The organism is Geobacter benzoatilyticus, assembly GCF_017338855.1.
Taxonomy (GTDB): domain Bacteria; phylum Desulfobacterota; class Desulfuromonadia; order Geobacterales; family Geobacteraceae; genus Geobacter; species Geobacter benzoatilyticus.
This window is the reverse complement of record NZ_CP071382.1, coordinates 1,377,440-1,401,877: the sequence shown is the minus strand read 5'-3', so window position 1 is coordinate 1,401,877 and position 24,438 is coordinate 1,377,440. Positions and strand designations below refer to the sequence as shown.

The window sequence follows — 24,438 nt, the reverse complement described above, 5'->3', positions numbered from 1 at the left end:
GAATGCACCTCCTCTTTCTCCGTTGGATGAAGCACCGGGGTCATGGTTGCCTAGCTGACACTGCAGAGTTTCTGTATAATTTCAGCAGCAGATTCTTCCACTGACTTCTTTGTCACGTCAATGACGAGCCACTGGGGATTGCGCCGGTAAAGCCGGCGGCAATAGTTGAGCTCCTCCTCGATCTTCTCGAAGTCGGCATAGGTACCCCGGGGCATCTGCCCCAGGTTTTTGAGCCGCGCCGAGCGGATTTCCAGAAGACGGTGGGCATCGATGAGCAGCCCCACCACCTTGTTCTGATCCACCCTGAAGAGTTCAGCCGGCGGATCTATACCCTTTACGAGAGGAACGTTCGCCACCCGGTACCCCTTATGGGCCAGGTACATGGAGAGCGGTGTTTTTGAAGAACGCGACACCCCGACCAGCACGAAATCCGCCTTGCTCAACCCCCGAGGATCTTGCCCGTCATCATGGTTAACCGTGAAATCAACCGCCTCGACCCTCTTGTGATACTCCGAGTTCAGCTGGTAAAGGAGGCCCGGTTCATTCTGGGGGGCAACGCCAAAGAAGTCGGACAGCTTAAAGAGAAGAGAGCTGATCAGATCCAGGGAGTCGAGGCCGTGGGCTTCCGCTTCATCCCGCAGCAGTTGCGCCAGTTCGGTGTCCACCAGGGTGTAAACCACGATGCCCGGCTCCTTGAGCACCTCTTCCAGAGCGGAAAGGATATCCTCCCTCGTCCGGATTTTGCTCATGCGATGGACACGCGCTTCCACATCGCGGAACTGGGAAAGCGCGGCGCGCAGCACCCGTTCCACGGTTTCACCCGTAGCGTCGGAAAAAAGGTAGATATGCCGCGTCGATGTATTCATGCTCACCCTGCGCCCGGTGTCCATTTTTTCATTAAATAGTATATACCATGGATTTTAATCATGGCAACGAAGGAATCCTCATGAACGAAATTCCTGCCGGATTTCCTCTCGCAACTCCGGCCTGGCGACCAGTTCCGCGGCGGTCAGCGCCAGGGCCGTTGCCCCCTCCGCAACGGCGGCCTTCCCCTTTTCGGATACCGTGGCGCGGGCAAAAGCTTCGCTGTGGATATTGATGCCGTCGCCAATCGGCACATGGGGATGGATCGTAGGTACGACCTGGGAGACGTTGCCGATATCCGAAGAGCCTTTATTCTTATCGGGCTGGTTTTCCGATTCCTGAAGCCCTAAATACGCCAACTGGGCCGAATAGAGCGCTGAAAAGGTCCGGTTTACCTTCAGTGGGGCCATGATCCGGGGATCCTCCTCCACCTCAAGCCGGCATCCGGTGGCCAGGGCAGCCCCTTCGGCACAGGCAACGAGCCGGTTCTTCACCCGCTCCATCTCTGCGAGATCGTCGGCCCGGACATAAAAATAGGCTGCGGCACGCTCCGGAATGATATTGGGAGCTACGCCCCCTTCCGTGATGATCCCGTGGACCCGCACGTCCTGCCGCAGTTGCTGGCGCAATGCGTTGATTCCGTTGAAGGTCTGGATGACGCCATCAAGGGCGTTGATCCCCTCCTCAGGATAGGCGGCGGCATGGGCCGGTTTGCCGGTGAAAATGAAGCGAATGCGGGTAAGCCCCAGAAAATGCTTGATGACATACCGACGGGACGAGGGATGCACCATCAGGGCGAACTCGACCCCATCGAAGGCCCCGTGGGCAATCATATCCACCTTCCCGATTCCCTGCTCCTCGGCGGGGGTGCCGAAAACTACGATCCTGGCCGCCTCCGGCGGGAGCACGCGGCGCAAGGCAGTGGCGGCGCCCACGGCGGCTGCGGCAATTACGTTGTGGCCGCAGGCATGACCCATGACCGGCAGGGCATCCATCTCCGCAATGAGGGCGATTACCGGCCCCCCTGCGCCCGTCTCTGCCCGGAATGCCGTGGGGAGCCCGGCAATGCCCCGCTCCAGCCGGAACCCCTCCTTTTCAAGGAAAGCGGCGAGGAGTGCGGAACTGCGCACCTCGTTCAACCCGGTTTCAGGGTTGTTGTAGAGCTCCTCGGCAATGGCGGCAAAATCATTCTTCCGCCCCGCAACGAAGTCGACAATCTCCTTTTTCAAGCGCATAAGATCCATCACGGCCACCCCAAGGTAATTTTAATGAGATTTGAACTCACTCCGGCATCTTTGTCAAGGTTTTTATTGTCAAAGCCCTTTAGTTTTGCTACGTTGGCCCACCTTGTCTGCACAAATTCAGGACACAGCACCGAGGAGCATCCATGAATAAAACCTGGGCCGAAGTCGCCTGTGAAGTTCCGGCGGCAATGGTTGACCTTCTCGCCGATTTTCTTGTGGAACTTTCCGGCAACGGCGTGAGCATCGACAACCTTGAGCTCGACACCTTCTCCCTCGACGGCATGGACGAGCCGCCGGTAAAGACCGTGCGGGCCTACTTCACCCCCGACGCGGAGCTGGAAACTAAACTGGCCGCAGTGGAGCGGTTCATCCGGGAAAACGCCCCGGATTACGGCGACGCCCCCCCCGCCACCCCAACCGTCACCACTATCCGGGAAGAGGACTGGGCCACGGGGTGGCGCCAGCACTTCTCCCCGACCCGCATCGGCCGGCGGCTCGTCATCAAACCCACATGGGAGCCGTTTGCGCCGGAACCCGAGGATCTCGTTATCGAACTGGACCCGGGGATGGCCTTCGGTACCGGCACCCACCCGACGACGCGCCTCTGCCTTGAGGCCCTGGAAAAACTCGGCCGCCCCGGAGATGTCCTCGATGTGGGAACCGGCTCGGGCATCCTGGCCATGGCCGCTTCCAAGCTGGGGGCCAGCCGCGTGGTGGGAACCGACATCGACCCCGACGCCGTGGAAGTAGCCCGGGAAAACTGCGCCATGAACGGGGTGACCGCCGAGCTGACCATCACCCCCCTTGCCGATATTCCGGGGCAATTCGCCGTGGTCCTCGCCAACATTCTCGCCGAGGATCTGGTCAGGATGGCGGCCGACTTGACCGCGAAGGTGGCCCCCGGCGGCGCCCTCATTCTCTCTGGAATCCTCGTGGAACGGGAACCCTACGTCATCGACGGCTTTGCCGCCACCGGACTCGCCCTTGCCGAAACAACCCGCGAAGGGGAGTGGAGCTGCCTCCTCTACCGGGCCGCAAAATGAGCACGCGCCGCTTCATAGCCGCTGACACGGACTTGACGGCAGCGTTCGTGCGGGTTGAGGGGGACCTTTTCCGTCACATGGTGAAGGTTCTGCGCCTGAAAATTGACACCCGCGTCAACCTGGCGGACGGTCGTGGTACCGAATGCACGGGAATCATTAAAGAGATCGGCAGGGACCACCTTGCCATAGCCGTCGAGGAGCGCCACGCAGCGGCCCCCTCCGGGGGGGGACCACGGATCACTCTCATCCAGGGACTGCCAAAGGGTGAGAAAATGGAACTCATCTTGCAGAAAGGGACTGAACTGGGAGTAAATGAAGTGGTCTCCTTCCAGGCGGAGCGTTCGGTTTCCCGCATTGCGGCAGACCGGCGGGACGACCGGTTGCGACGCTGGCGGCGGATTGCAGAGGAGGCGGCACGCCAGGCCGGACGGCCGGACATTCCGGCGGTGCGGCTGACACGGGGAATTGCCGAGGCCGTCAGGGATTCGGACCACGACCTTAAGCTCCTTTTGTGGGAAGAGGAGCGGGCCACGACTCTTAAGGGTGCCATGGCGGGGAGGCCCGCCCCGGCCAATATCGCCATAATAGTCGGCCCCGAGGGGGGGCTCACGGCGGCAGAGGCGGAAACGGCACGGCAGGCGGGCTTCGCCTCGGTAACCCTGGGCAAGCGCATCCTCCGGACCGAGACGGCAGGCATAGCCCTTCTGGCCATCCTCCAGTACCTTTACGGCGACCTGGGGGAAGGGCTCCCATCCGGAAAAGGCCCCGTATCGCCACTTACACCATAGCGGCACGCACCTGAAGCGTTGTGCCGCACAAGGAGCAGCAACCATGAAGTGTCCAAAATGCGGGTACAACAGTTTCGAATTTCTCGACAACTGCAAGAAATGCAAGCACGACCTGAGCGCCTTCAAACAGTCCCTTGGAATAAACTTCCCCGCAATATCGCCCGTTGCCGAATCGGCAGCCCCCCCTGCTGCTGCAACGGTAGCAGCATCGCTTGCGGCTGCCGCAGCCCCCGCCACGGCAGCCGCCGAAGAGACCTTCACCTGGGATGAGCCTGCCACGGCGCCCGCCCCGGCAAATCATGGAGACGACATTTTTTCCTCCATGGATCTCGACTTCGCCCCTGCTCCGGCACCGGCACAGGCACAGGCGGCACCTCCGCCCGTCTCCTTCGACATGGATTCACCCATGGCGGCAACACCTGCGGCCCCCCCCGCCGCAAGCGAGGCAGAGCTTCCCGACTTCTCCTTCGACGAACCGGCAGATGCGGCTCCGGCCGAGCCCCCCACCGCCTCGTTCGGATCACCTCCGGCATCGGAGGACGACTTTGCATCCCTGCTCGAAATCGGTGACAACAGCGAGGAAACCGCTGCCGCGGCAGCGCCGGTAGCAACACCGGAACTGGAATCCGCATGGGAGACGCCCGCCAACGTATTCGGCAGCATTGACGAAGGTCAGAGCGCCCCCCCGGCCGCCGACGCCGGCGAAGCCGGGGAGTTCCAGCTGGAGAACTTCAGCTGGGAGGAAGAGACGCCGAATGCCCCCCAGCCCCCCCCGAAGGGGCCCCACGTCGAACTCCCCTCCGACCTTGACGCACTCTTCGGAGAGCCGGACAAGCCATAGCAGGGCGCCACATCACAAAAAAAACGGCACGGCAGAGCGGATAATTCCTGCTCCTCCGTGCCGTTTTTCATGTTTGACGGCCGGTGTTGTGGGGATACGCCCTAGCGCCTGACCTGAAGGGCCGCCACAAGCTCGGCGCCGAATTCCCGTCTTTGCCACGAGCGGACTCCGGCGACACCGTCAAGCTCCTCCTCGGAACGGGGAAAACTCAGGGCGATCTGCTCAAGCAGGGCATTGTTTGCCAGAAAGCCGGGCTCTACCCCGAACTGCCGGGATTTCCCCTCGCGCCATCCCTTGAGGGCCTTGACGCGCCGCTCCTCGTCCCCCCCCACTTTGCGCCGCTCCTCCCTGGGAAACACGGGGAGCTCCTGCTCCGGAAGCGCAATACCCTTCTCCACGGCCCGCAGTATCTCCTCACCGCACCGTTCCAGAACCCGCTCAGTCATTCCGGTAATGCCCGCAAAATCCGCAGCGGACCGGGGCTTCTTCTCGGCCAGCTCCCGCACCGTTTCGGTGCCGAGCACCTTGAAGGGGGGGACATCCATCTGCCGCGCCCGCCGGTCCCGGAAGCGGAGAATCTCCTCCAGAACCGCCAGGGACCGGGGAGCCATCCGCGACGCCCCTTTGAAGCGGAGAAACATCGGATCGGAGCCGGAGCGCTGCGCCACCCGCACCCGCGCCAGAATGGCACACTCTTCCTCAAACCATCCGAAACGTCCTTTCTCCCTGAGCTCTGCCTCAAGTTGCCCGGCAAGCTCGATGAGGAGCGTCGTATCCTTCACCGCATACTCGATCATCCCTGCCGACAACGGGCGCCGGCTCCAGTCGGCCCGCTGGTACTGCTTATCCAGATCGACGCCGAAGCGCTTCTTGAGCGCCGCCGCCAGGCCGAACTCCCGCTCGCCGAGGAACTGGCACGCAATCATGGTATCGAAGAGGTTGTTCACCTCGATGCCGAAATCCCGATGGAGGGAGCGGATGTCATAGTCGGCCCCGTGGAATACCTTGCAAATGGCGGCATCGGCGAAGAGCGGCGCCAGGGGAGCCATATCCGCAACGGCCAGCGGATCGACGATTGCGGCGAACCCCGGCACTGCGAACTGGATCAGGCAGACCTTCTCCTGGTAGTGGTGCATGGAGTCGGCCTCCAGGTCGCAGGCCACATAGGGCTCCCTGGAAAGGCGGTCCGCAAGGCGGCGGACCCCGTCGGGGGTGGTGATGATCTCGGGTGAAACGGGTTGAACGGGCAAGGAAATCTCCAGTCGAACGGTAAAATAGAACTCAAGGTTCATCGCGTTCGGATGTGCGTCAGATTTGGTTGCGACGACCGAGCACGACCGCAAGCGTAGCAGCGCTACGTCGAGGATCGGGCGACGGAGGAGCGGCCGAAGATGGCGTGCAGCCGGACGCGAACCACTAGAACTCGCGGATTATGGAATATAGGGTCGTCCGCTGGGCGGGCCGGAATCCGGCTTCGCGAATCAGCTCGACCATCTCTTCGAGACTCATGCGGAAGGTGCAGCCGGCAGCGGCCACCACGTTCTCCTCCAACATGGTCCCCCCCAGGTCGTTGGCCCCGAAGAAGAGGGCCACCTGGGCCATCTGGGCCCCCTGGGTCACCCAGCTGGCCTGGATGTTCGGCACGTTGTCGATAACTATCCGGGAGAGGGCCAGCACCTTCAGGTACTCGACCCCGCTGGCGGTGTCGCCACCCAGCTCGGTGTTCCCCGGCTGGTAGGTCCAGGGGATGAAGGCGGTGAAGGAACCGCCGACAGCCTGGAGCTCACGGACCCGGAAGAGGTGTTCTACGATATCCTCGGGCTTCTCGGTGCTGCCGAACATCATGGTGGCGGTGGTGGCCATCCCCTGCCGGGCCGCCTCGCCCATCACCGCGGCCCACCCTTCCCAGCCGATCTTCTTGGGGGAGATCTCCTGCCGGACCCGATCCACCAGAATCTCGGCCCCGCCGCCGGGGATGGAGTCGAGCCCAGCCTCCCGCAGCCGCCGCACCGTCTCCGGGATGGTGAGTTTGGAAACCGTGGCGATCTGGGTAATCTCCGCCGGGGAGAGGGAGTGATTCTGGACCTGGGGGAACCGCTCCTTAATCCCCCGGAAGAGCAGCTCAAACCACTCGATCCCCAGATGGGGATGGAGCCCCCCCTGCATGAGGAGTTGCGTCCCCCCATGGCCCACCAGTTCGGCGATTTTGGCGTAGATGGCTTCCTCGGCCAGCAGGTAGGCGTCGGGGGCACCTTCCTCCCGGTAGAAGGCGCAGAATTTACACTTGGACTCGCAGACGTTTGTGTAGTTCACGTTGCGGTCCACCACGAAGGTGACCGTTTCCTCTGGATGAAGCCGCCGGCGGATGCCATTGGCCAGGCGCCCCAGGGTAAGAAGGTCGGCATTTAGGAGAAGCTCAAGGACCTCGGCCCGGCCGATGGCCTCGCCACGTTCGATTTTTCCGATAACGGTATCCATGGTCAGTACACCCTCAGCTCGTTGTAGAGCGTATCCCGCTCCACCGGCACCCGCCCCGCCTTGCGGATCAGGGTGACGATATCGTCGCGCCCCATGGTCTGCGGGGTGGCGGCCCCGGCGTCGTGGCCGATTTTCTCCTCCACCACGGTGCCGTCCAGGTCGTTCACCCCGAAGGAGAGGGCCACCTGTGCGGTCTTCAGGCCGAGCATCACCCAATAGGCCTTGATGTTGGCGAAATTGTCCAGGTATATCCGGCCCACGGCCAGGGTCTTCAGGGCATCTACCCCGCCTGGTCCGGGGCGTTTCAGATGCCCCAGGGGGTTGTTCTCCTTCTGGAAGGCGAGGGGAATGAATACCTGGAACCCGCCGGTCCGGTCCTGGAGCTCCCGCAGCCGATGCATATGATCGACCCGGTCGGCATAGCTCTCGATGTGGCCGAAGAGCATGGTGGCATTGGATTTGAGCCCCGCCCGGTGGACCTCCTCCATGACATCGAGCCACCGCGCGCCGCTGATCTTCTCGGGACAGAGCCGGTTGCGCACGTCAGGGGCGAAGATCTCGGCCCCGCCGCCGGGAAGCGACCCGAGCCCCGCCAGCTTAAGCTCCGCCAGGGTATCGGCAATGGAGAGGCCCGCCAGCTTCGACAGGTACTCGATCTCCACGGCGGTGAAGGCCTTCACGTGGAGACCGGGGGAGACCTCCTTCACGGTCCGGAGCATTTCCAGGTAGAAGTCGAAGGGGAGGTCCGGATGGAGGCCCCCCACGATGTGGATCTCCGTGGCCCCCTGGGAGTTGGCCTCCATGGCTCGGTTGCGGATCTCATCAAGGTCGTAGAGGTAGGCCCCCGGCTGGTCGGCGGTGCGGTAGAAGGCGCAGAAGGAGCAGCGGTTCACGCAGATGTTCGTGTGGTTGATGTGGCGGTTCACGTTGAAGAAGACCCGGTCGCCGTTGCGGCGACGGTTCGCGGCCGCAGCCAGTTCCCCCACGGCGATAAGGTCCCGGCACTCGAAGAGGAAGAGAGCCTCCTCGTCGGTGATTCGCTCGCCGGCATGAACTTTTTCAGCTATCGAAAAAATAGAAGTCATGGAATTTCACCCTCTGTGAATAATCAGATACCGGTCCCTGGTCCCGGCCTCTCTCCCCAACGGGTGAAGAGTTCATGGTGAACGCCGAGGGTGTCGAGCACCTTCCCCACCACGAAGTCCACAAGATCATCCAGGGTTTTAGGCTGATGGTAGAAGGCGGGCATGGCGGGCACAACCCGCACCCCGAGCCGGGCCAGCTTCAGCATATTCTCCAGGTGAATGGCCGACAGGGGAGTTTCACGGGGGACGATCACCAGGGGACGCCCCTCCTTGACCATGACGTCGGCGCACCGCTCCAGGAGCGTACCCGAGAAGCCTGCGGCAATCCGGGCCAGGGTCCCCATGCTGCACGGGGCCACCACCATGGCGTCGGGGGCGGACGAGCCGCTGGCGGGAGGGGCAAAGATGTTGTCGGCAGAATGGAAGGTGAGCTGTTCCGGAGAGACCCCGAACAGCTCCCTCAGCCGGGCGGCCGCCACGCTCTCCACCCCGGAAAGGTCCAGGTTTGTCTCCTCCCGCACCACGCCGAGGCCGGTGCTGCTGGCGACAACCACGATTCGCTTCCCGGCCTTCAGGAGCTCATCGCAGAGCCGCAGCCCGTAGACTGAGCCCGAGGCCCCGGTGATTCCCACAATAACCGTGCCGCTCATACCCCCCCCCTCTGCGCCAGCACATCCACGAAAGTTGCGACAAAGAGGGTGATGCTGATGTAGCCGTTCATGGCGAAAAAGGCGGCGTCCAGACGGGAGAGGTCCCCCCCCCGCAAAAGCCAGTGCTCATAAACGAGCATGGCGACGCAAAGCCCGAACCCCGCCAGGTACCAGACGCCGAGGCCGGCGCTGACATAGAGCCCCGCCAGCAGTGCCACCATCGCCAAGTGGAAAAGGCGGGCGGTCCAGAGAGACCCGTTCACCCCAAGCCGCGACGGAATCGAGTGAAGCCCGGCCCCCCGGTCGAACTCCAGGTCTTGAAGGGCATAGAGGATGTCGAAGCCTGCCACCCAGAAGAGGACCGCAAAAGCCAGAAGCAGCGCGGGGAGCTCCACCGTTCCCCGTATGGCGATCCAGGCCCCCAGGGGACCGGCGGACAGACAGATGCCGAGCACCACGTGGGCCAGGGCCGTAAACCGCTTGCAGTAGGAGTAGAGAACCAGAAAGAAAAGGGCCACCGGCGAGAGGTAGAGGCAGAGGGGGTTCAGCCGGTAAGCCGCGTAGAGCATGAGGAGGGTCGAAATGACGATGAAGGCTACAGCGGTTCCCTTGCCGATTAGCCCCGCCGGGATGGCGCGGCCGGCGGTGCGGGGGTTGCGGGCGTCAATCTCCGCGTCGATGACCCGATTCATCCCCATGGCGGCGGTCCGGGCCCCCACCATTGCCATCAATATCCAGAACGCCTGGTACGCCGTCGGAAACCCACCCGCAGCCAGCACCGCCCCGGTAAACGCAAATGGGAGGGCAAAGACCGTGTGGGAGAACTTTATCATCTCCAGAAAAACCTTGATCTTCCCGAATATCCCCATGCTTATCCTTTCCTCACTTACCATGCGTTCCCCCATTCTCGAGGGCAGTTTCCAGGTAAACCCTGACCCGTCCGAGCTCGTTGTGCACCGAAGAGAGGTCGAACATGCTGGGGTAGTGATCGTAGGGATATCGCTTCTTGAAGGAAAGAACCTTCCCATCCTCTTCGTAGACATAGCTTGAGCGAATTTCCAGATCGACCGACTCCAGTTCCACGTCTGCCCCTCCTTCGCCCCCACCCACTTTCACCCGGAGCTTATGGAAGTAGAGGCGCCCCCCGGCCGGCAGGGTAATGCCGCCCGCACGGGTCGCGATGTGGCTGAATTCGGTCAGGAGCGTCCGTTCCTTCGGATCCTCCTGCTCGATCACGTAACCGATCCTCGGCAGGAGTGTCCTCACTTCCGCATATACCTCATCGGCCGGCCGCAGGGTCACGAATCGCGGCTTCGGCAAAGGCTCGGCAGCCAGCCGCAAATAGTAGCACCCAGGCAACGCCAGGAAGCAGAGCAGCAGAATCAATCCCCGCAGCCAACGTCTCTCCATCAAAAACCGTACTCCTTCCACCGTTCTTCCACGCGCCGCTCCACGGAGCCGTCCATGGCAATCTCCGGGAAAACCGGGGGACCCGGCCCCTTTCGGGTGGCATCAATAAAAAGCCTCCCTCCGAGCCACGGCAGCGGTGGGGTTCCCCGCCCCTCGTCCACAAAGAGATCGCTCCGCCAGTCGGCCATATTCATGACACGCCACGCCACCCTGGGAAGGTCGCGGACATCAATATCATCGTTCACCACCACCACGATCCGCGCCGAACCCAGCATCCCCGCAGCGCACGCCTCATCCACAAGGCGCCTGACGTCCCCCTCCCCCGCAGCGCTCACGGAGATGACGGCACCACCATGGAAAATCCACTCCAGGGGAAAGTTGATGTCGGTAATGCCGGGCCACCGGCGCCGCACAAGCGGCAGGAAGAGCCGCTCCGCAGCCTTGGCCATGAAGCAGTCCTCGGCGGGTGGAGGCCCCACCACCGTGGCGGGGCAGATGCAGTCGCTACGCCTGGTAATGCAAGCGACGCGCACAACCGGCACCTGTGCCGACGGCATATAGAAACCGGTATGGTTGCCGAAAGGGCCGTCCGGTGCCGTCTCCCCCGGCTCGATAAACCCTTCGATGACCATCTCGGCCCCGGCGGGTACAAGGAGGCTGTTCGTCCGGCAGCGGACCATCTCGAGGGGGCTCCCCCGCAGCCAGCCGGCAAACTGCATCTCGTCCACGTTCCCCGGCAGGGGGAGGGTTGCGGCAACCATGGCCGCCGGGTCTCCCCCCAGGGCCACCGCCACCGGCATCCGTTCGCCCCGCTCCCGGTACTCCCGCCAGTGGAGCTCGGCGCCGCTACCGGCATACCAGTGGATTCCGACCCTGTTGCCGTTAAAGATCCGCACCCGGTACATGCCGCAGTTGGGGGCCCCACTTTCCGGGTCACTAGTGAACACCTGGGGGAGGGTTATGAAACGCCCGCCATCACCCGGCCAACTCTGCAAAAAGGGATAGCGGCCGAGATCGGGAGCATCCTCGACAACATCCCGGCAGCCGCCCCCGCCGGTCACCACCGGCGCGAAGCGCCGGAACTCATCAAGGTGCGGCAGCGCCGCAAGCCCAAGGGCGGCCTGATCGGGCGGAAGCTGCGCCAGAAGCTCTTCCATCCGGCCGGAAAGGGCGTCAAGGGAAGGCACACCCAGGGCCAGGGCCATTCGGCTAAAAGAACCGAAGAGGTTGGTGGCGACCGGAACCGCCGCGCCCTTCACCCGTTCGAAGAGGAGTGCCGGACCGCCGCCGGGAAGTCTGCTCACCCTACCGGTGACCGCGGCCACCTCCAGCAGCGGGTCCACCTCGGCCTGAACCCGGTGCAGTTCCCCGAACCGCTCCAACTCCCCCAGAAAATCGTGCAGCGTATCGAACCCCATTTTCCGCACCGTTTTCCCGTGGTGTCCGCAACTGTTCGACAAACCTTGATTTTGTAGCATTTCCGGCCCATTGGTGACAATCATTTTCTCCGGCACCGCCGGATGCACCAGGGCAATTTGCGCACAAACAACAAAGGGGAGGCCCACCGCAATGGTGTGACCTCCCCTCGTAATCGGGAAATAAATGGTCGGGGCGAGAGGATTTGAACCTCCGACCCCCTGCTCCCGAAGCATGTACCAACCCGTTAAACGGAGTTATCGACCATTAAATTTGGCCAGCCACCCAACACTAATTATTTGACTTAACAGCGATTTTATATTTAATTATGTTTTCCTGTATTTAACTTGTTTAGCCCTATTTCGGAGACACTGAAGGTTCCACAGAGGTTCCATGAAATTCACCGACCGCTTTCTCCAATCAATCAAGCCACCTGAAAAAGAATACTGCATCCGCGAAGGACACGGGTTTACTCTAAGGGTCCTGCCTTCCGGCGTCAAGACGTTTCAATACATCTACACCCTGAACGGCAAACGCCACCGGCTGAATCTCGGGCAGTACCCGAAGGTTTCACTTGCCGAGGCACGGGAGAAATTTCGGGAAGCGGCATTGCTGGTCGGCAAGGGAGTAAATCCTCAGGCTGAACCCGTTGTCGCCAAAGAGGAAGCCCCTTTCACCGTGGCAGACCTCGTCGAGCAGTACAAGAAATTCACGGAACAACATCGAGCTGCCTCCACCTCACGCGAAACGGTTAGAACCCTCGACAAATACGTCCTTCCGGCCTGGAGCCACCGTCGGGTCTCTGACATACGACGTCGTGACGCCATTGACCTCATTGATCCCATCGCCGCGGAGACTCCCGGTCAGGCCCGCGGGGTCATGAAAATTGCCCGGGCCATGTTCAATTTCGCCCTGGAGCGTGAACTGGCCGACTTCAACCCTTTCACCCGCCTCCCGGCGGCTGTTCCCTCCATAAAGCCGGTGAGCACGTCTCGCACTTTGTCCGATGCGGAAATCAAGTTCGTCTGGAAGTTACTGCATTCCGCCAATGCTCCCGGGACACCCGAAACCCGAAGGGCACTGCTCCTCGTCCTGGTAACGGCCCAACGCCCAGGAGAGGTCACCGGCATGACATGGGATGAAATCGACGGCAATTGGTGGACCATACCTCCTGAACGGATCAAAACCCGAAACCACCGGCAAGAGGCTCACAGGGTCTTTCTCTCTCCCTTAGCTCTTCGGTTGATTGGAGAGAATCCCAACTACAGCAGCTACGTGTTTCCTGGGCCCTCCCTTGTGGCCCCCCTCCAGCGTCACGCACTCTCCCATATGGTTTGCGATGAACGGGACGGGGGCCGCCCGACCGGCGACGGGAAGAAAACCGAGGAGATGAAGGAGTACTTTGGCCTCCCTCGCTGGACCCCTCATGATTTGCGCAGGACAACCGCAACGAAACTGTCGGAACTCGGCTGTCCGGACGAGATCATCGACGCCATCCTTAACCACGCCAAGCAGGGCGTGATTGGGGTCTACAATCGGAACAAGTACGATAAGGAGAAAAAGGAATGGCTCACGAAATGGGCCAGGCATTTGGAGAAACTGGTGTCGGAAAAAGTTTCCTGATATTCATTCATCCGCCGCCGGCACGCTGGTTGATGGTGTCGACAACGACATCTAGGATCACGTGACGCAACAGACGTGGCCGCTCACTCTCCACTATCAGCATGGCCACTTCGGCACCTCACGGATGAAACTGGACGACATGGTCCAGGAGCGGCAGCTTGCGCAGGCGGAACTCGTCGGAAAACCTTTTGTCGGGATCACGCTCGATCTCCGCCAGGCCGAGAAACCCGGCAAACCGGTCCAGGACGCGGATGGCGTAGCAGCGACCGACCATATCTTCGGCGGTCTCAAAATGGAGTGGCTGCGCCTCCCCGAGTACTGCGGGAAAGGCCCGCAGGAAGTTGTCGGCGTAGAACCCAGACATCTGCCACTCAGCGCCAAATCGCTGCAGCAGATGCAACGTGAACAGAAAGGATTGCTGGATAATCTGGAAATCCGGATACCGGTCCTGGTATCCCCAATTGTACTCCCGGGTAAAGGCACGGAGCAGCCGCGGGTAAATGCCGGACGGGCCCTTTTCTGCCAAAAGCTTCCGGCACTCCCTGCCGAGGATGAACCTTCCCTTGTACTTCCGGATCAGCCCGGCCAGTTCCGCAACCAGCCTTGTGACGTGAAGTTCCGGAAAGTCCGGTTCGGTGTTGATGCCGCAAAATCTGGTCTTCTCCCGGTACCCTTCCTCCCCCAGAAAGGCTAGGGCCGCCTCTCGGCAGAAGTTGCGGGGGAGATTGCCGGTGGCGGTCGCCTTCAGACCTTCTTCGCCAATGGCATCAGCCAGCAGGTTGAAGAAGGTCATAATCGGGGCTTCCGGGGCAATGTCGAGTTGGGATGGAAAGGTGACCAGATGGGGCGTCTCGAACGGGAAGTGGAGAAACCGGTGCATCTGCTCCGATGACAGGCCGTGGAAGTCGTCCATGGGGGCCTGATTGCGCTGTTGCATATGTTTGCCTATGAAGGCGTTGGCTTCTTCTAGCGAGGAGAAGCTCTGCCCCTTGAGGAGTTCCCTCAGCTCCCCCATGGCCTCGCCCATGCCGGCAGGCTGTCCGCCAGCCTCTTGTTTACCAGCGCAGCATTTCTTGTACTTAATCCCGCTGCCGCAAGGGCAGGGATCATTCCTGCCGATCTTCATATCCGCTCCAGTGGACATTGAATTTTTGCTACAGCGTCAAGCATCCATCAAACAAAAAGGCAACATTTAACGACCTAAATATCAGGGGTTTTCTCTGAGCTCCGTCCAGAAAGCGCCCTCTTGGTCAAGCAACAGTCAAGCAAATTCATGGTGATTATCATGCCCACCACGGCAGGTATTTCCTGGCCTTGCTGCCAACGGTTTCATCGTGGCAGCGGATCAGTCCGGCCTCGATGGTGTCCCTGATGATTCGTGAGGCCATGGAACTGTTCTTCTCTTCAATCCCGAACCTCTCCCGCAGGGTGGTATTGGTCATGAAGTCACGCTGTACATAACGAAGGCAGGCGTGCAGGTAGCAGGCGCGTATACGATCTGCCTTGTCCATCCCCCGGAATTCGCGGTGGGCGAAGAGCACGGCGCGGGTGTGCTCGTCGCTCGTCTCGAACAGCGGTGCGGGGAGTTGATAGAGTTCGGTCTGAAACACCACCTTGTCCACGCCGCTGCCTCGTTCCTCGCAGACACCGATTCGGCGCATGAACGAGGCCAGGGCTTCATTGCGGGATTTGGGCGGACTATCCAAAAAGCGGTCGGTTCTCACCAGTGGCAGTCCGGGGTTGGTGATCTCCATACGATTGGAAAATATCTCGACCATGGGAGCTGTGCCGGAAAGGTGAAAGTCCTGATGGATGATGGCGTTGGCAACGAGCTCACGAATAGCGAGATCAGGGAACATAGGCACTTCCTTGCGCAGGGCCTGGCCGATCACCTCATTGGAGGGAAGCAGATTGGTAACAAATCCAATCAGCCCTTCAAAACCGGATGCGTACCCTTTGGCACCTTCCTGTTCCCGCACGGTCTCGACACGGCTTTCCCCCTTGTACAGTACAACCCGCACCGCCTTACGCCGCAGGGGCCGAAAATCGGCAAGTCGTTTGGCAAAGAGCACCGCTCCCAGGTTGGTGATGTTCCACTTGCCGGCCTTCCCGGGGGCAATCATCTCTTCGCCCGCCAAGGCAGAGAGAATACCATCTCGACCTTCCGGCAACGGCAGGGAAAGCAGATCAAAATAGGCAGGATAGTCGAGCAGCTTAAGGACTTCTTCAACGGTCACATTTTCCGCCGCGATCTCCCGCTCAAAGGGAATTCGATCAAATACCCGCCACAGATCCCGTTCTTTTTCGGGGAAGTCCTTGAGCTTCTTCTTGTAGGAACCGACCCGGATGTATTCAGTCCCCTTGAACTGCACGGGGTGGCGGAAGGCGGCACCGATCTCCAGAAGCACCACCGGCTTTCCATCGGACAGGAAGGGGTGAAACCGGAAGTTGATTTTGGGGCTTAGCAGCCGCAGCAGCCAGCTTTCCATCTCTTCATTACCGACTCTGGCCTTGCCCGGGTCAAAGGTTGTGCCGACGACCTCATGGGTATCGTTGTCCACGCCCCAGACGAGGTAAGCGTGCACCTTCCCCGTCAACGCAGCGGCATTGGCGAGGGCGGACAGGTATTCGCCGATCTCCTCGGGATCATCATTGTTGTGCTTGAACTCCACCCATTCGGTTTCACGAGGGAGCTTGCGAAGCTCGTTGAACAGGCTCAGCAGATATTCGGTGGAGCGGTCTATGGTCATCGTGCCCTCCTTACGCAACCGTCACCTGGCCGTTCATCAGCATGGGGAGGAGCCAGTCGCGGAGTTGGGTGAGGTGCTGGTTTTCTTCTCTCGCCACGCCTGAAATTCCGCCGGCCGCAGCCGAAACCGCGCGATATTCCCCTCGTGCAGACCCTTCAATTCTGTATGCACAAGGCTGATAAACCGTGAGCGGTCGGTTTCCGGAATATGCTTCGCCGCCCATTCGCTGACAAATTCCCGCACACTCTCCTGGGCTTGGAGAACCACGTGTCGGACCACCTCAGTCAAGGCAGAACGGTACTTCATTCGGAAGGGGTCTGGTTCCCCCAGCTCTTCCCGTGTACTCAGGTAGCGCTTGACCGACCGTTCGTATCCCCAGACAAAGACGTCACGCAGCAATTCGATTCGATTCAGTTCGTAGACGCCGAGTATTCCTTCGACATAGGAGCGCTTGGGCACATCGATGAAGGAGAGCGGGCAGAGGTTGTGTCTGACCAACGGGATGTTGGCGACAAGCCGTGCTACTCGCTTGTTGACGTCTTCGAATGGCTGCAGATAGGAGAGGTGCACCAGAGCGAAGAACGCCTGTTCAAAGGGATCGGTGATAGCATCTGCTGTATCGAGAACCCGCTGGAAGTATTCATCCAGGAGTTGTGTGGTAGAAATCGGTGTATAGACCGAGCCGCCGATACCGACGGCGATTTGCCGCAGCCTGCCGCAGGCCTCCGGGTTGGGGAGGAGGTTATCGGACAGGATGGCATGGAGATTCAGGATGGAATACCTGTTCAAGCCGATCTCATCGGCGTCCTCCACGAGAAACTCGATGGCCTGCTTGTGGTTCAAGATCATCTGGGTTTCCAGCGCATCTTTACCCTCGGCTGCCTGGCCGAAGGAGATCAGGCGCTCCGTCTCCAGCAGGGAGTAGGTATTTCCTTCCAGGTAGCTGGATGCCCAGGAAAGGTCGATCAGAAGCCTTCCCATGACCTGTCTGGCCATAGTACCGGCAGGCAGGGCTCCTTGGTGGGAACGGCCGATTTGATGCAGATGTGCCCGGGTGGCGTCGTTAAGATACGGTCCGGATTCGGGATAGGAGAGAAGAAAATCGCGCCGGTAGCCGACCGGTTCGCGACGCTGGATCGGCTGGCTGACATAACAGCGGACCTTTCGACCAGCCTCGGAGAGGGGGATGAGCGATTCTTCCGGTTCCGTGCCCCTGGCTGTTTCCGGCATAATCGGCCAGTAAACACGTCCCTTGAATGCTCCCGTGGCACGAATGCGGTTGCTCTGGATGAGGATGCTGAGTCGGCGCAAAAGAGAACGCCGATTCATGACGATTCCTGCCGCGGAAAGGGCTTTCTCCAGGTCGGTTATGCCAATCCCTCGCGGATACGCCGCAATCCGCGCTTCGATCTGCCTCAGATCCTGCTCTGCGATAAGTTTCGGCACTGGACACCCTTCTCGTCTCGGAACGGCTTTCGTGACTAAACAATATACTAAGCGTCACGAAAATCAACATTTGCGACATTAAAATGGGTTTCACGGCAGACCGAGATGTATTGCGCCACTTATTACCGGTATAATGCTCAAGGCCTGCATTATGCAGTAATGCGATTTTTGCAAAATATGCTCCTTGACACCGTGTCCGACTTGGACTATATTTTGCCATAACAACATTATGGCATTCCGAGAGAACATGAAAACACTACTGCAAAACATTGCAACAGTTCAGTCGGGATACTCCTTTCGGTCTCGCCTTGAGTCTATGGATTCTGGGGCAATAGCCGTTATCCAGATGAAGGATTTGACTAGCGAAAACCGGGTTAACTGCGACGTGCTGGCACGGGTCGACATGGAGCGCCCCAAGGAGCATCATTTGGTGGAAGTTGGCGACCTGATATTTCGGTCGCGAGGCTTGACTAGCAGTTCCGCTTTGCTGCTGGACGACCCTGGCCCTGCAGTCCTTGCGGCCCCACTCCTAAGGATCCGAGTGACTAGTGAAGCGGTTCTTCCTGAATACCTGAACTGGTATATCAGCCAGCGACCCGCCCAGGCCTATCTGGCAAGTTGCGCCGAAGGGACGGCACTCAAAATGATAAGCAAGCAATCACTGGAATGCCTGGAGGTCTTGGTGCCATCTATCGGGCGACAACACGCAATAGTCGAAATGGCAAAGATGGCGACGGAAGAGCAACGCATATTGGCTCAACTTGCAAAGAAGCGAGCCCAGTTCCTTTCAGGAAAATTAATTATGCTGGCAGAGGGAGAGTAAGGGATGAAGATTGATCAGAAAGACATCAACAACGCGGCCTGGGCGGCCTGTGACACATTCCGGGGCGTTGTCGATCCGGCTCAGTACAAAGACTACATCCTGGTCATGCTGTTTGTGAAGTACATTTCCGACGTCTGGAAGGATCATTACGAGGAGTACCGGGCACAGTACGGCGATGACGATGTTCGCATCCGCCGTAAGCTGGAGCGGGAGCGATTCGTGCTGCCGGTGGTGGAGCTGAAGCACCCCGAGACCGGCGAGGTGGAAGACCGTTTCCTGGCGGATTTCTACAGCCTCTACGAGCGGCGCAGTGCGGCGAATATCGGCGAGTTGATTAACATCGTCCTGGACCACATCGAGGAGACCAATAAGGCAAAGCTGGAAGGGGTGTTCCGCAACATCGACTTCAACAGCGAGGCCAATCTGGGGAAGACCAAGGACCGGAACCGGCGGCTGAAGCTTCTCCTGGAGGACTTCAACAAACCACAGCTTGACATGAGCCCGCGCCGGGTCTCCGAGGACGTCATCGGCAACACCTACATCTACCTGATTGAGCGGTTCGCCGCCGACGCCGGGAAGAAGGCGGGCGAGTTCTATACGCCACATATGATTTCAAAGCTAGTGGCATTATTGGGCGGCCCGAAGCCCGGAAACCGGATCTGCGACCCGGCCTGCGGCTCCGGCGGTCTCCTCATCGAAGCGGCCCGGGAGGTGGGGGACCGGAACTTCGCCCTGTTCGGCATGGAGTCAAACGGCAGCACCTGGGCCCTGGCCCGGATGAACATGTTCCTCCATGGCTTCGACAGTGCCCGCATCGAGTGGTGCGACACCTTGACCAGCCCGGCGCTGGTGGAGAACGACCGGCTGATGAAGTTCGACGTGGTGGTGGCAAATCCGCCGTTCTCCCTCGATAAATGGGGGGCGGACGAGGCGGAAAGCGATCGCTATAACCGGTTCTGGCGTGGCGTTCCCCCCAAGAGCAAGGGGGACTGGGCCTTCATCAGCCACATGGTGGAGGCTGCCCTCGAAAAAGAAGGGCGGGTGTCCGTGGTAGTCCCCCACGGGGTGCTGTTCCGAGGGGGGGCGGAGGGGCGCATCCGGCAGAAGATGATCGAAGAGAACCTGCTGGATGCCGTCATCGGGCTGCCGGGAAATCTTTTCACCACCACCTCTATCCCGGTGGCGATCCTGGTTTTCGACCGGAGTCGGGAAAAGGGGGGCACCAATCAGGGACGCAGGGACGTGCTCTTCGTCGATGCCAGCCGCGACTATCTGCCGGGCAAGAACCAGAACGCGCTCTCCGACGACCACATCCGGAAGATCATGGAGACCGTCCAGGCCCGCCAGGAGGTGGAGAAGTACGCCCACGTGGCGCCCTTCGACGAGATCAAGGAAAACGATTTCAACCTCAACATCCCCCGCTACGTGGACACCTTCGAGGAGGAGGCTGAGATTGATATCGATGCCGTGCAGGTCGAGATCGAGCAACTGGAGGAGGAGCTGGTGGCAGTGCGGGCTAGGATGGCGGCGATGCTGAAGGAGATCGAGCGATGACGCAACAGCAGGCCGGAGAGATTCTTTTCTACCAGACCGAAGACGGACGTATCCGGCTGGAATGCCGCTTCGAGGACGAGTCGCTGTGGCTGACCCAGGCCGCCATGGCTGAGCTGTATCAGGTCACGCCGCAGAACGTCACTCTGCACCTGAGAGCGATCTACGAGGAAGGCGAACTGGAGCAGGCAGCAACCTGTAAGGATTACTTACAAGTTCAATCAGAAGGCGGGCGCGAGGTCTCCCGGACCCGGAAATTTTACAATCTGGACGCGATCCTGGCCGTTGGCTACCGGGTCCGCTCCCACCGGGGCACCCAGTTCCGCAGGTGGGCCACTGACCGGCTGAAGGAATATCTTGTCAAGGGCTTCACCATGGACGACGAGCGACTGAAGAATCCGCCCGTGGCCGGCTCGACTGTGCCAGATTATTTCGACGAGATGCTGGCCCGCATCCGCGACATCCGTGCCAGCGAGCGCCGCATGTACCTGCGGGTGAAGGAGATCTTCGCCATGGCCGGGGATTACGATCCCTCCTGGGCGGAGACTACCAAGTTTTTCAGCGTCATCCAGAACAAGCTGCACTTCGCCGCCACCGGCATGACCGCCGCGCAACTGATTTTGAAGCGGGCGGACCACACCAAGCCCAACATGGGATTGACCAACTGGAAGGCGGGTGAGGTGCGCAAGACCGATGTTACCATCGCCAAGAACTACCTGAAGGAGGAGGAAATCGCTCAGCTCAACCGGATCGTGGTCATGTGGCTGGACTACGCCGAGGACCAGGCGGAGCGGCGCAAGCAGGTGTTCATGAAGGACTGGGAGCAGAAGCTGGACGAGTTCCTTCGCTTCAACGAGCGGAACGTTCTCCCCAATGCCGGTACCGTCAGCAAGAAGCGGGCAGAGGGCCATGCCCGCGAGGAGTATGAGCAGTTTGCGGTGCGGCGGCGGGAGTACAAGGAGGCGCTCGGTGAGGAGGAGTCCCTCAAGGCGCTGGAGGAAGCGGCACGGCTGGTGGGACGGGAGAAGAAGAAGGTGGAGGGTGGGGAATGATTCCGAAAGGCTGGAAAAGAAAACCTCTTGCGAATATTGCGACTATTCAAACTGGCATTGCTAAAGGCTCCAAGCGGCTAAATGACCCTGTAGAGTTGCCATATTTGAGGGTAGCTAACGTTCAAGATGGCTATCTAGACCTTTCAGTCATCAAAAAAATTGAGCTCGACAAGTCTCAAGTTGAACGCTATCGCCTTCATGTCGGAGATGTACTGCTGACAGAAGGCGGTGATTTCGACAAACTAGGGCGTGGTGCTGTCTGGAAGGGTGAAATCGAGAATTGCGTTCATCAGAATCACATATTTGTTGCTCGACCTAATCCTGAAATTTTGTTGCCGGAATTTCTGTCACTATTGACGGGCAGCTCTTACGGCAAAGCATATTTTTTAAGCTGTTCAAAACAGAGCACGAATCTCGCAAGCATCAATTCCTCACAACTCAAAGACTTCCCGACACTTTTCCCACCACTTCCAGAACAAATCGCTATTGCGAAACTGCTGTTCAACTGGGACGAGACCATCGAAAAGACCGAGCGATTGATTGAAGCCAAGGAGAAGCAAAAAAACGCTTTCATGCAATCGTTGTTGACAGGCAATCAGCGACTGAAGGGGTTTCAAGAGCCGTGGATGGAATTTCATCTTGGCGAACTCTTCAAAGAGCGGTCGGAAAGGGCCAATGATCATCTACCCTTGCTGTCTATTACCCGTGAAGAGGGGGTCATCCCTCGTAGCGAGGACAGGAAAGATACCTCCAGTGAGGACAAATCCAACTACTTGCGCATCTGTCCTGGTGACATCGGCTACAACACCATGCGCATGTGGCAGGGTGTTTCGGCGCTCTCTTCTCTTGAGGGGATCGTGAGCCCGGCGTACACCATCTGTACTCCCAGGAAAGGCGTAGATGGGGAGTTTATGGCTTACCTCTTCAAGCTTCCACGCGTCATCAACCTTTTCTACCGATACTCGCAGGGCCTTACCTCGGATACCTGGAACCTGAAATATCATCATTTTCGGCAGATAAGAGTGACAATCCCGGAAATCAAGGAACAGAAGGCGATTGCGAGGGTGTTGAAGGGATGCGACGAAGAAATCGACCTGCTGAAAAAGCAGGCTGACGCCCTGCGACGTCAGAAGCGCGGGCTGATGCAGAAGTTGTTGACCGGGGCGTGGCGGGTAAACGAAGGAGTAGTCTCATGAGCGGCCAAGTCTTCAGAATCCTATCAATAGACGGCGGTGGAATTAGAGGAGCATTTCCTGCCCACATCCTCAGCTGTATTAAGCATCGTCTTGGGGTAAACATTCATGATCACTTCGGGTTGATATCAGGTACAAGCACTGGCTCCATTGTGGCTGCGGCAGTGGCACGAAATGTCGACCCGAATGATGTCGTCGCTCTATATCGTGAGCATGGTTCATCAATCTTCTCCAGGAAGAAATCCTTATTGCCGAATAAAGTTCAACCGGGAGTCGAAAGTGTTTACGACAACGCAACATTGAAGTCGGTCCTAAAGAAGACCTTTGGAGATGTCAGACTCGGCGAGATTTCCGTACCACTTCTGATGCCAGCAACTGACATCGGAAATGGTGGGGTACATGTCTTCAAATCTGCCTATCAGAGGCCAGAGGATTATCAGCGAGATGGACAGGTGCCACTCCATGAAGCAGTACTTGCCTCTTGTTCTGCTCCAACATATTTTGACCCCGTCAAGGTGGGCGAATATCTTCTTGCGGATGGCGGCCTTTGGGCAAACAATCCCGCTCTTGCTGCAGTTATCGATACTCAGCGACGGTTGGGTGTAAGTCTCTCGGATGTTCGAATGCTCTCCTTGGGCACCGGCCATGCAAAAACATGTTATGGCGTTAAGGTTTCAAAGGGGTGGGGATTGTTGAACGGGTGGAAGGGGAAGGAGTTTATCAGCTTCCTGATGTCGCTTCAGGCTCAGACAACAAATAACTACCTGCAGCTAATGTTGCGAGCTGATCAGGTTCTCCGCCTCGACTTTGAATCTGATTGTGCTCTCCCCTTGGACGACTGCTCCGCACTCGACAACTTGATTTCAAAAGCTGATCACATTTTTACTCACAACAGCTCGAAGATCAGAGATTTCCTAGCCTAGAAAGGGAGGATGTGACGATGATGACGAACAACCAGAAGAAAATGCTTCTCGAAAAGATGTTGTCTGAACTGGAGCTTCCCGAGTCGGCGTATGAGAGAGCGAAAGATCGCTACGATGACCTTGGTGAATGGTTAGGACGGGATGAGTCCACTGTTCAGGGGTTTGAGCCCCACATTTATCCCCAAGGTTCTTTCCGACTCGGAACTGCGATCAGGCCTGTCCACGAAGAGGAAGCCTACGATCTGGACTTGGCCTGTAAGATCCAACAAGGCATTACAAAAGGATCTTCTACACAAGAAGGCCTCAAAGCCCTCATCGGCAACGAGCTAGAGCTGTACCGGAAGGCGAGAAACATCGCAGCGCCTTTAGAAGAAAAGCATCGGTGCTGGCGACTGGAGTACCAGGATCACCTAAATTTTCATATGGACATCGTCCCTTGCATCCCCGCCGATGATGATAATCAAGGAGTAATCTTCGAGTCTCTCCGAAAAGCATGGACCGATGACATCCTGGCAGAATCTGTTGCTCATCTCACGGTATCAATTACCGATGATCGGCATCCCCGCTACAGAAGCATCTGCGACGATTGGAATATCAGCAATCCAGATGGGTACGCCAAGTGGTTCGAGTCACGAATGAATGAGTCGCTCCGGATGCTGCTCGAAAAAGCCCAAGTCGATGACATCCCGGTGTACAAAAGGAAGACGCCTCTTCAGCGCTGTGTGCAACTGCTGAAGTGTCATCGCGACCTGATGTTCAAGGATGATTCAGATGTAAAGCCGATCTCCATTATCATCACGACGCTAGCGGCGCAGGCATATGACGGTGAGGTGGATCTCTACGATGCGTTGTCCAACATTCTCGCCCGGATGGGCGATCTAGTGAACTCGACAACGCCCAAGGTCCCGAACCCTGTCAATCCGAGTGAGGATTTTGCCGACCGGTGGGCGATGCCGAAGTACAAGCATCTCAAGCTGGAGGAAAATTTCTGGACGTGGTTGAGGCAGGTAAGAAGCGATTTTGATAACCTGACAAGGTCGGAGGATGCGACTTTTATTGCAGAGCAGGCGAACCAGAGATTCCGTGCCCGCATGGATGTAGAGGACCTTCGGAAGAGCCTTGGACTGGCTCAGGGCGTGTCGATTATAGTCCCCAAGGCGCATTCCATAGAGGCTGCGCCCCCGAAGCCTTGGGAAAGGGATTAACAGTGCGGCCAAGAGATCAGTATAAGGTTGAACAGTTCCTCCGGGATTATCCC

At 59.0% G+C, this 24,438-nt stretch carries 22 protein-coding genes; 10 read left to right on the top strand and 12 right to left on the bottom strand.

The window, feature by feature from the left end; genetic code table 11:
- Positions 1-50: 50 nt before the first annotated feature.
- Both JZM60_RS06595 and JZM60_RS06590 read right to left on the bottom strand, forming a co-directional pair.
- Complete coding sequence (locus JZM60_RS06595; protein WP_207164707.1) at positions 51-866, bottom strand: pyruvate, water dikinase regulatory protein; 816 nt, start codon at positions 864-866, stop codon at positions 51-53.
- A 78-nt stretch (positions 867-944) separates the two neighbouring features.
- The gene (locus JZM60_RS06590; protein WP_207164706.1) at positions 945-2,108 is read right to left on the bottom strand and encodes a M20 family metallopeptidase; all 1,164 of its coding nucleotides are present in this window, start codon (positions 2,106-2,108) and stop codon (positions 945-947) included.
- Positions 2,109-2,251: 143 nt separating this feature from the next.
- On the opposite strand from JZM60_RS06590, the gene prmA reads away from it, so the two are divergent.
- Genes prmA through JZM60_RS06575 form a run of 3 tightly spaced genes read left to right on the top strand, consistent with a single transcriptional unit; the run spans position 2,252 to position 4,780 of the window.
- Entirely contained in the window at positions 2,252-3,151 is a 900-nt protein-coding gene (prmA, locus tag JZM60_RS06585; protein WP_207164705.1) for a 50S ribosomal protein L11 methyltransferase, read from the top strand.
- Entirely contained in the window at positions 3,148-3,939 is a 792-nt protein-coding gene (locus tag JZM60_RS06580; protein WP_207164704.1) for a 16S rRNA (uracil(1498)-N(3))-methyltransferase, read from the top strand. The genes prmA and JZM60_RS06580 overlap by 4 nt, the downstream gene beginning before the upstream one ends.
- 43 nt (positions 3,940-3,982) lie before the next feature.
- Positions 3,983-4,780 (top strand): hypothetical protein, encoded by a 798-nt coding sequence (locus tag JZM60_RS06575; RefSeq protein WP_207164703.1) that lies wholly within the window; start codon positions 3,983-3,985, stop codon positions 4,778-4,780.
- Between the two features lie 101 nt (positions 4,781-4,881).
- Here JZM60_RS06575 and JZM60_RS06570 read toward each other — a convergent pair whose 3' ends face one another.
- The 7 genes from JZM60_RS06570 to JZM60_RS06540 form a co-directional block, all read right to left on the bottom strand.
- Positions 4,882-6,030 (bottom strand): ribonuclease D, encoded by a 1,149-nt coding sequence (locus JZM60_RS06570; RefSeq protein WP_207164702.1) that lies wholly within the window; start codon positions 6,028-6,030, stop codon positions 4,882-4,884.
- A gap of 166 nt (positions 6,031-6,196) precedes the next feature.
- Positions 6,197-7,258 (bottom strand): cyclic dehypoxanthinyl futalosine synthase, encoded by a 1,062-nt coding sequence (gene mqnC, locus JZM60_RS06565; RefSeq protein WP_207164701.1) that lies wholly within the window; start codon positions 7,256-7,258, stop codon positions 6,197-6,199.
- 2 nt (positions 7,259-7,260) lie between these two features.
- Positions 7,261-8,343, bottom strand: a complete 1,083-nt coding sequence (gene mqnE / locus JZM60_RS06560; protein WP_207164700.1) for an aminofutalosine synthase MqnE — start codon at positions 8,341-8,343, stop codon at positions 7,261-7,263.
- A gap of 23 nt (positions 8,344-8,366) precedes the next feature.
- Positions 8,367-8,993 carry a flavin prenyltransferase UbiX gene (locus tag JZM60_RS06555; RefSeq protein ID WP_207164699.1) on the bottom strand — a complete coding sequence of 209 codons (627 nt, stop codon included), beginning with the start codon at positions 8,991-8,993 and terminating at the stop codon, positions 8,367-8,369.
- Positions 8,990-9,886, bottom strand: a complete 897-nt coding sequence (locus tag JZM60_RS06550; RefSeq protein WP_207164698.1) for a 4-hydroxybenzoate octaprenyltransferase — start codon at positions 9,884-9,886, stop codon at positions 8,990-8,992. The genes JZM60_RS06555 and JZM60_RS06550 overlap by 4 nt, the downstream gene beginning before the upstream one ends.
- Complete coding sequence (locus JZM60_RS06545) at positions 9,876-10,403, bottom strand: hypothetical protein (RefSeq protein WP_241426388.1); 528 nt, start codon at positions 10,401-10,403, stop codon at positions 9,876-9,878. Before JZM60_RS06545 ends, JZM60_RS06550 begins: the two co-directional genes overlap by 11 nt.
- The gene (locus JZM60_RS06540) at positions 10,403-11,821 is read right to left on the bottom strand and encodes a UbiD family decarboxylase (protein WP_207164696.1); all 1,419 of its coding nucleotides are present in this window, start codon (positions 11,819-11,821) and stop codon (positions 10,403-10,405) included. Before JZM60_RS06540 ends, JZM60_RS06545 begins: the two co-directional genes overlap by 1 nt.
- A 391-nt stretch (positions 11,822-12,212) precedes the next feature.
- Here JZM60_RS06540 and JZM60_RS06535 point away from each other — a divergent pair, with 391 nt between their 5' ends.
- Positions 12,213-13,442 (top strand): tyrosine-type recombinase/integrase, encoded by a 1,230-nt coding sequence (locus JZM60_RS06535; RefSeq protein WP_207164695.1) that lies wholly within the window; start codon positions 12,213-12,215, stop codon positions 13,440-13,442.
- Positions 13,443-13,560: 118 nt separating this feature from the next.
- Here JZM60_RS06535 and JZM60_RS16920 read toward each other — a convergent pair whose 3' ends face one another.
- From JZM60_RS16920 to JZM60_RS06520, 3 genes are all read right to left on the bottom strand, one after another.
- On the bottom strand, positions 13,561-14,586 hold the full coding sequence (locus JZM60_RS16920; protein ID WP_420907831.1) for an SEC-C metal-binding domain-containing protein: 1,026 nt from the start codon (positions 14,584-14,586) through the stop codon (positions 13,561-13,563).
- Between the two features lie 139 nt (positions 14,587-14,725).
- Positions 14,726-16,192: an ATP-binding protein gene (locus tag JZM60_RS06525; RefSeq protein WP_207164694.1), complete on the bottom strand. Its 1,467-nt coding sequence runs from the start codon at positions 16,190-16,192 to the stop codon at positions 14,726-14,728.
- A 36-nt stretch (positions 16,193-16,228) separates the two neighbouring features.
- Positions 16,229-17,638: a Fic family protein gene (locus JZM60_RS06520; protein WP_207164693.1), complete on the bottom strand. Its 1,410-nt coding sequence runs from the start codon at positions 17,636-17,638 to the stop codon at positions 16,229-16,231.
- Between the two features lie 247 nt (positions 17,639-17,885).
- Between JZM60_RS06520 and JZM60_RS06515 the strand changes: the two genes are divergently transcribed.
- The 6 genes from JZM60_RS06515 to JZM60_RS06490 are packed head-to-tail and all read left to right on the top strand — an operon-like array spanning position 17,886 to position 24,385.
- Positions 17,886-18,461 (top strand): restriction endonuclease subunit S domain-containing protein, encoded by a 576-nt coding sequence (locus JZM60_RS06515; RefSeq protein WP_207164692.1) that lies wholly within the window; start codon positions 17,886-17,888, stop codon positions 18,459-18,461.
- Positions 18,462-18,464: 3 nt separating this feature from the next.
- A complete protein-coding gene (locus JZM60_RS06510; RefSeq protein ID WP_207164691.1) occupies positions 18,465-20,015 on the top strand; it encodes a type I restriction-modification system subunit M in 1,551 nt (516 codons plus the stop codon).
- On the top strand, positions 20,012-21,064 hold the full coding sequence (locus JZM60_RS06505) for a virulence RhuM family protein (RefSeq protein ID WP_207164690.1): 1,053 nt from the start codon (positions 20,012-20,014) through the stop codon (positions 21,062-21,064). The genes JZM60_RS06510 and JZM60_RS06505 overlap by 4 nt, the downstream gene beginning before the upstream one ends.
- Complete coding sequence (locus JZM60_RS06500; protein WP_207164689.1) at positions 21,061-22,260, top strand: restriction endonuclease subunit S; 1,200 nt, start codon at positions 21,061-21,063, stop codon at positions 22,258-22,260. Before JZM60_RS06505 ends, JZM60_RS06500 begins: the two co-directional genes overlap by 4 nt.
- Positions 22,257-23,180: a CBASS cGAMP-activated phospholipase gene (locus JZM60_RS06495; RefSeq protein ID WP_207164688.1), complete on the top strand. Its 924-nt coding sequence runs from the start codon at positions 22,257-22,259 to the stop codon at positions 23,178-23,180. Before JZM60_RS06500 ends, JZM60_RS06495 begins: the two co-directional genes overlap by 4 nt.
- A 17-nt stretch (positions 23,181-23,197) precedes the next feature.
- Positions 23,198-24,385, top strand: coding sequence for a nucleotidyltransferase domain-containing protein (locus JZM60_RS06490; protein ID WP_207164687.1), 1,188 nt, complete (start codon positions 23,198-23,200; stop codon positions 24,383-24,385).
- The last annotated feature ends 53 nt before the right edge of the window (positions 24,386-24,438 follow it).

Coding starts and splice junctions, on each gene's coding strand:
- JZM60_RS06555 (WP_207164699.1), bottom strand. CDS start 8,993: ATGAGCGGCACGGTTATTGTGGGAATCACCGGGGCCTCGGGCTCAGTC.
- JZM60_RS06500 (WP_207164689.1), top strand. CDS start 21,061: ATGATTCCGAAAGGCTGGAAAAGAAAACCTCTTGCGAATATTGCGACT.
- JZM60_RS06590 (WP_207164706.1), bottom strand. CDS start 2,108: ATGGATCTTATGCGCTTGAAAAAGGAGATTGTCGACTTCGTTGCGGGG.
- JZM60_RS06505 (WP_207164690.1), top strand. CDS start 20,012: ATGACGCAACAGCAGGCCGGAGAGATTCTTTTCTACCAGACCGAAGAC.
- JZM60_RS06545 (WP_241426388.1), bottom strand. CDS start 10,403: ATGGAGAGACGTTGGCTGCGGGGATTGATTCTGCTGCTCTGCTTCCTG.
- JZM60_RS06550 (WP_207164698.1), bottom strand. CDS start 9,886: ATGGTAAGTGAGGAAAGGATAAGCATGGGGATATTCGGGAAGATCAAG.
- JZM60_RS06540 (WP_207164696.1), bottom strand. CDS start 11,821: ATGGGGTTCGATACGCTGCACGATTTTCTGGGGGAGTTGGAGCGGTTC.
- mqnE (WP_207164700.1), bottom strand. CDS start 8,343: ATGACTTCTATTTTTTCGATAGCTGAAAAAGTTCATGCCGGCGAGCGA.
- mqnC (WP_207164701.1), bottom strand. CDS start 7,258: ATGGATACCGTTATCGGAAAAATCGAACGTGGCGAGGCCATCGGCCGG.
- prmA (WP_207164705.1), top strand. CDS start 2,252: ATGAATAAAACCTGGGCCGAAGTCGCCTGTGAAGTTCCGGCGGCAATG.
- JZM60_RS16920 (WP_420907831.1), bottom strand. CDS start 14,586: ATGTCCACTGGAGCGGATATGAAGATCGGCAGGAATGATCCCTGCCCT.
- JZM60_RS06495 (WP_207164688.1), top strand. CDS start 22,257: ATGAGCGGCCAAGTCTTCAGAATCCTATCAATAGACGGCGGTGGAATT.
- JZM60_RS06490 (WP_207164687.1), top strand. CDS start 23,198: ATGATGACGAACAACCAGAAGAAAATGCTTCTCGAAAAGATGTTGTCT.
- JZM60_RS06580 (WP_207164704.1), top strand. CDS start 3,148: ATGAGCACGCGCCGCTTCATAGCCGCTGACACGGACTTGACGGCAGCG.
- JZM60_RS06515 (WP_207164692.1), top strand. CDS start 17,886: ATGAAAACACTACTGCAAAACATTGCAACAGTTCAGTCGGGATACTCC.
- JZM60_RS06535 (WP_207164695.1), top strand. CDS start 12,213: ATGAAATTCACCGACCGCTTTCTCCAATCAATCAAGCCACCTGAAAAA.
- JZM60_RS06595 (WP_207164707.1), bottom strand. CDS start 866: ATGAATACATCGACGCGGCATATCTACCTTTTTTCCGACGCTACGGGT.
- JZM60_RS06525 (WP_207164694.1), bottom strand. CDS start 16,192: ATGACCATAGACCGCTCCACCGAATATCTGCTGAGCCTGTTCAACGAG.
- JZM60_RS06575 (WP_207164703.1), top strand. CDS start 3,983: ATGAAGTGTCCAAAATGCGGGTACAACAGTTTCGAATTTCTCGACAAC.
- JZM60_RS06510 (WP_207164691.1), top strand. CDS start 18,465: ATGAAGATTGATCAGAAAGACATCAACAACGCGGCCTGGGCGGCCTGT.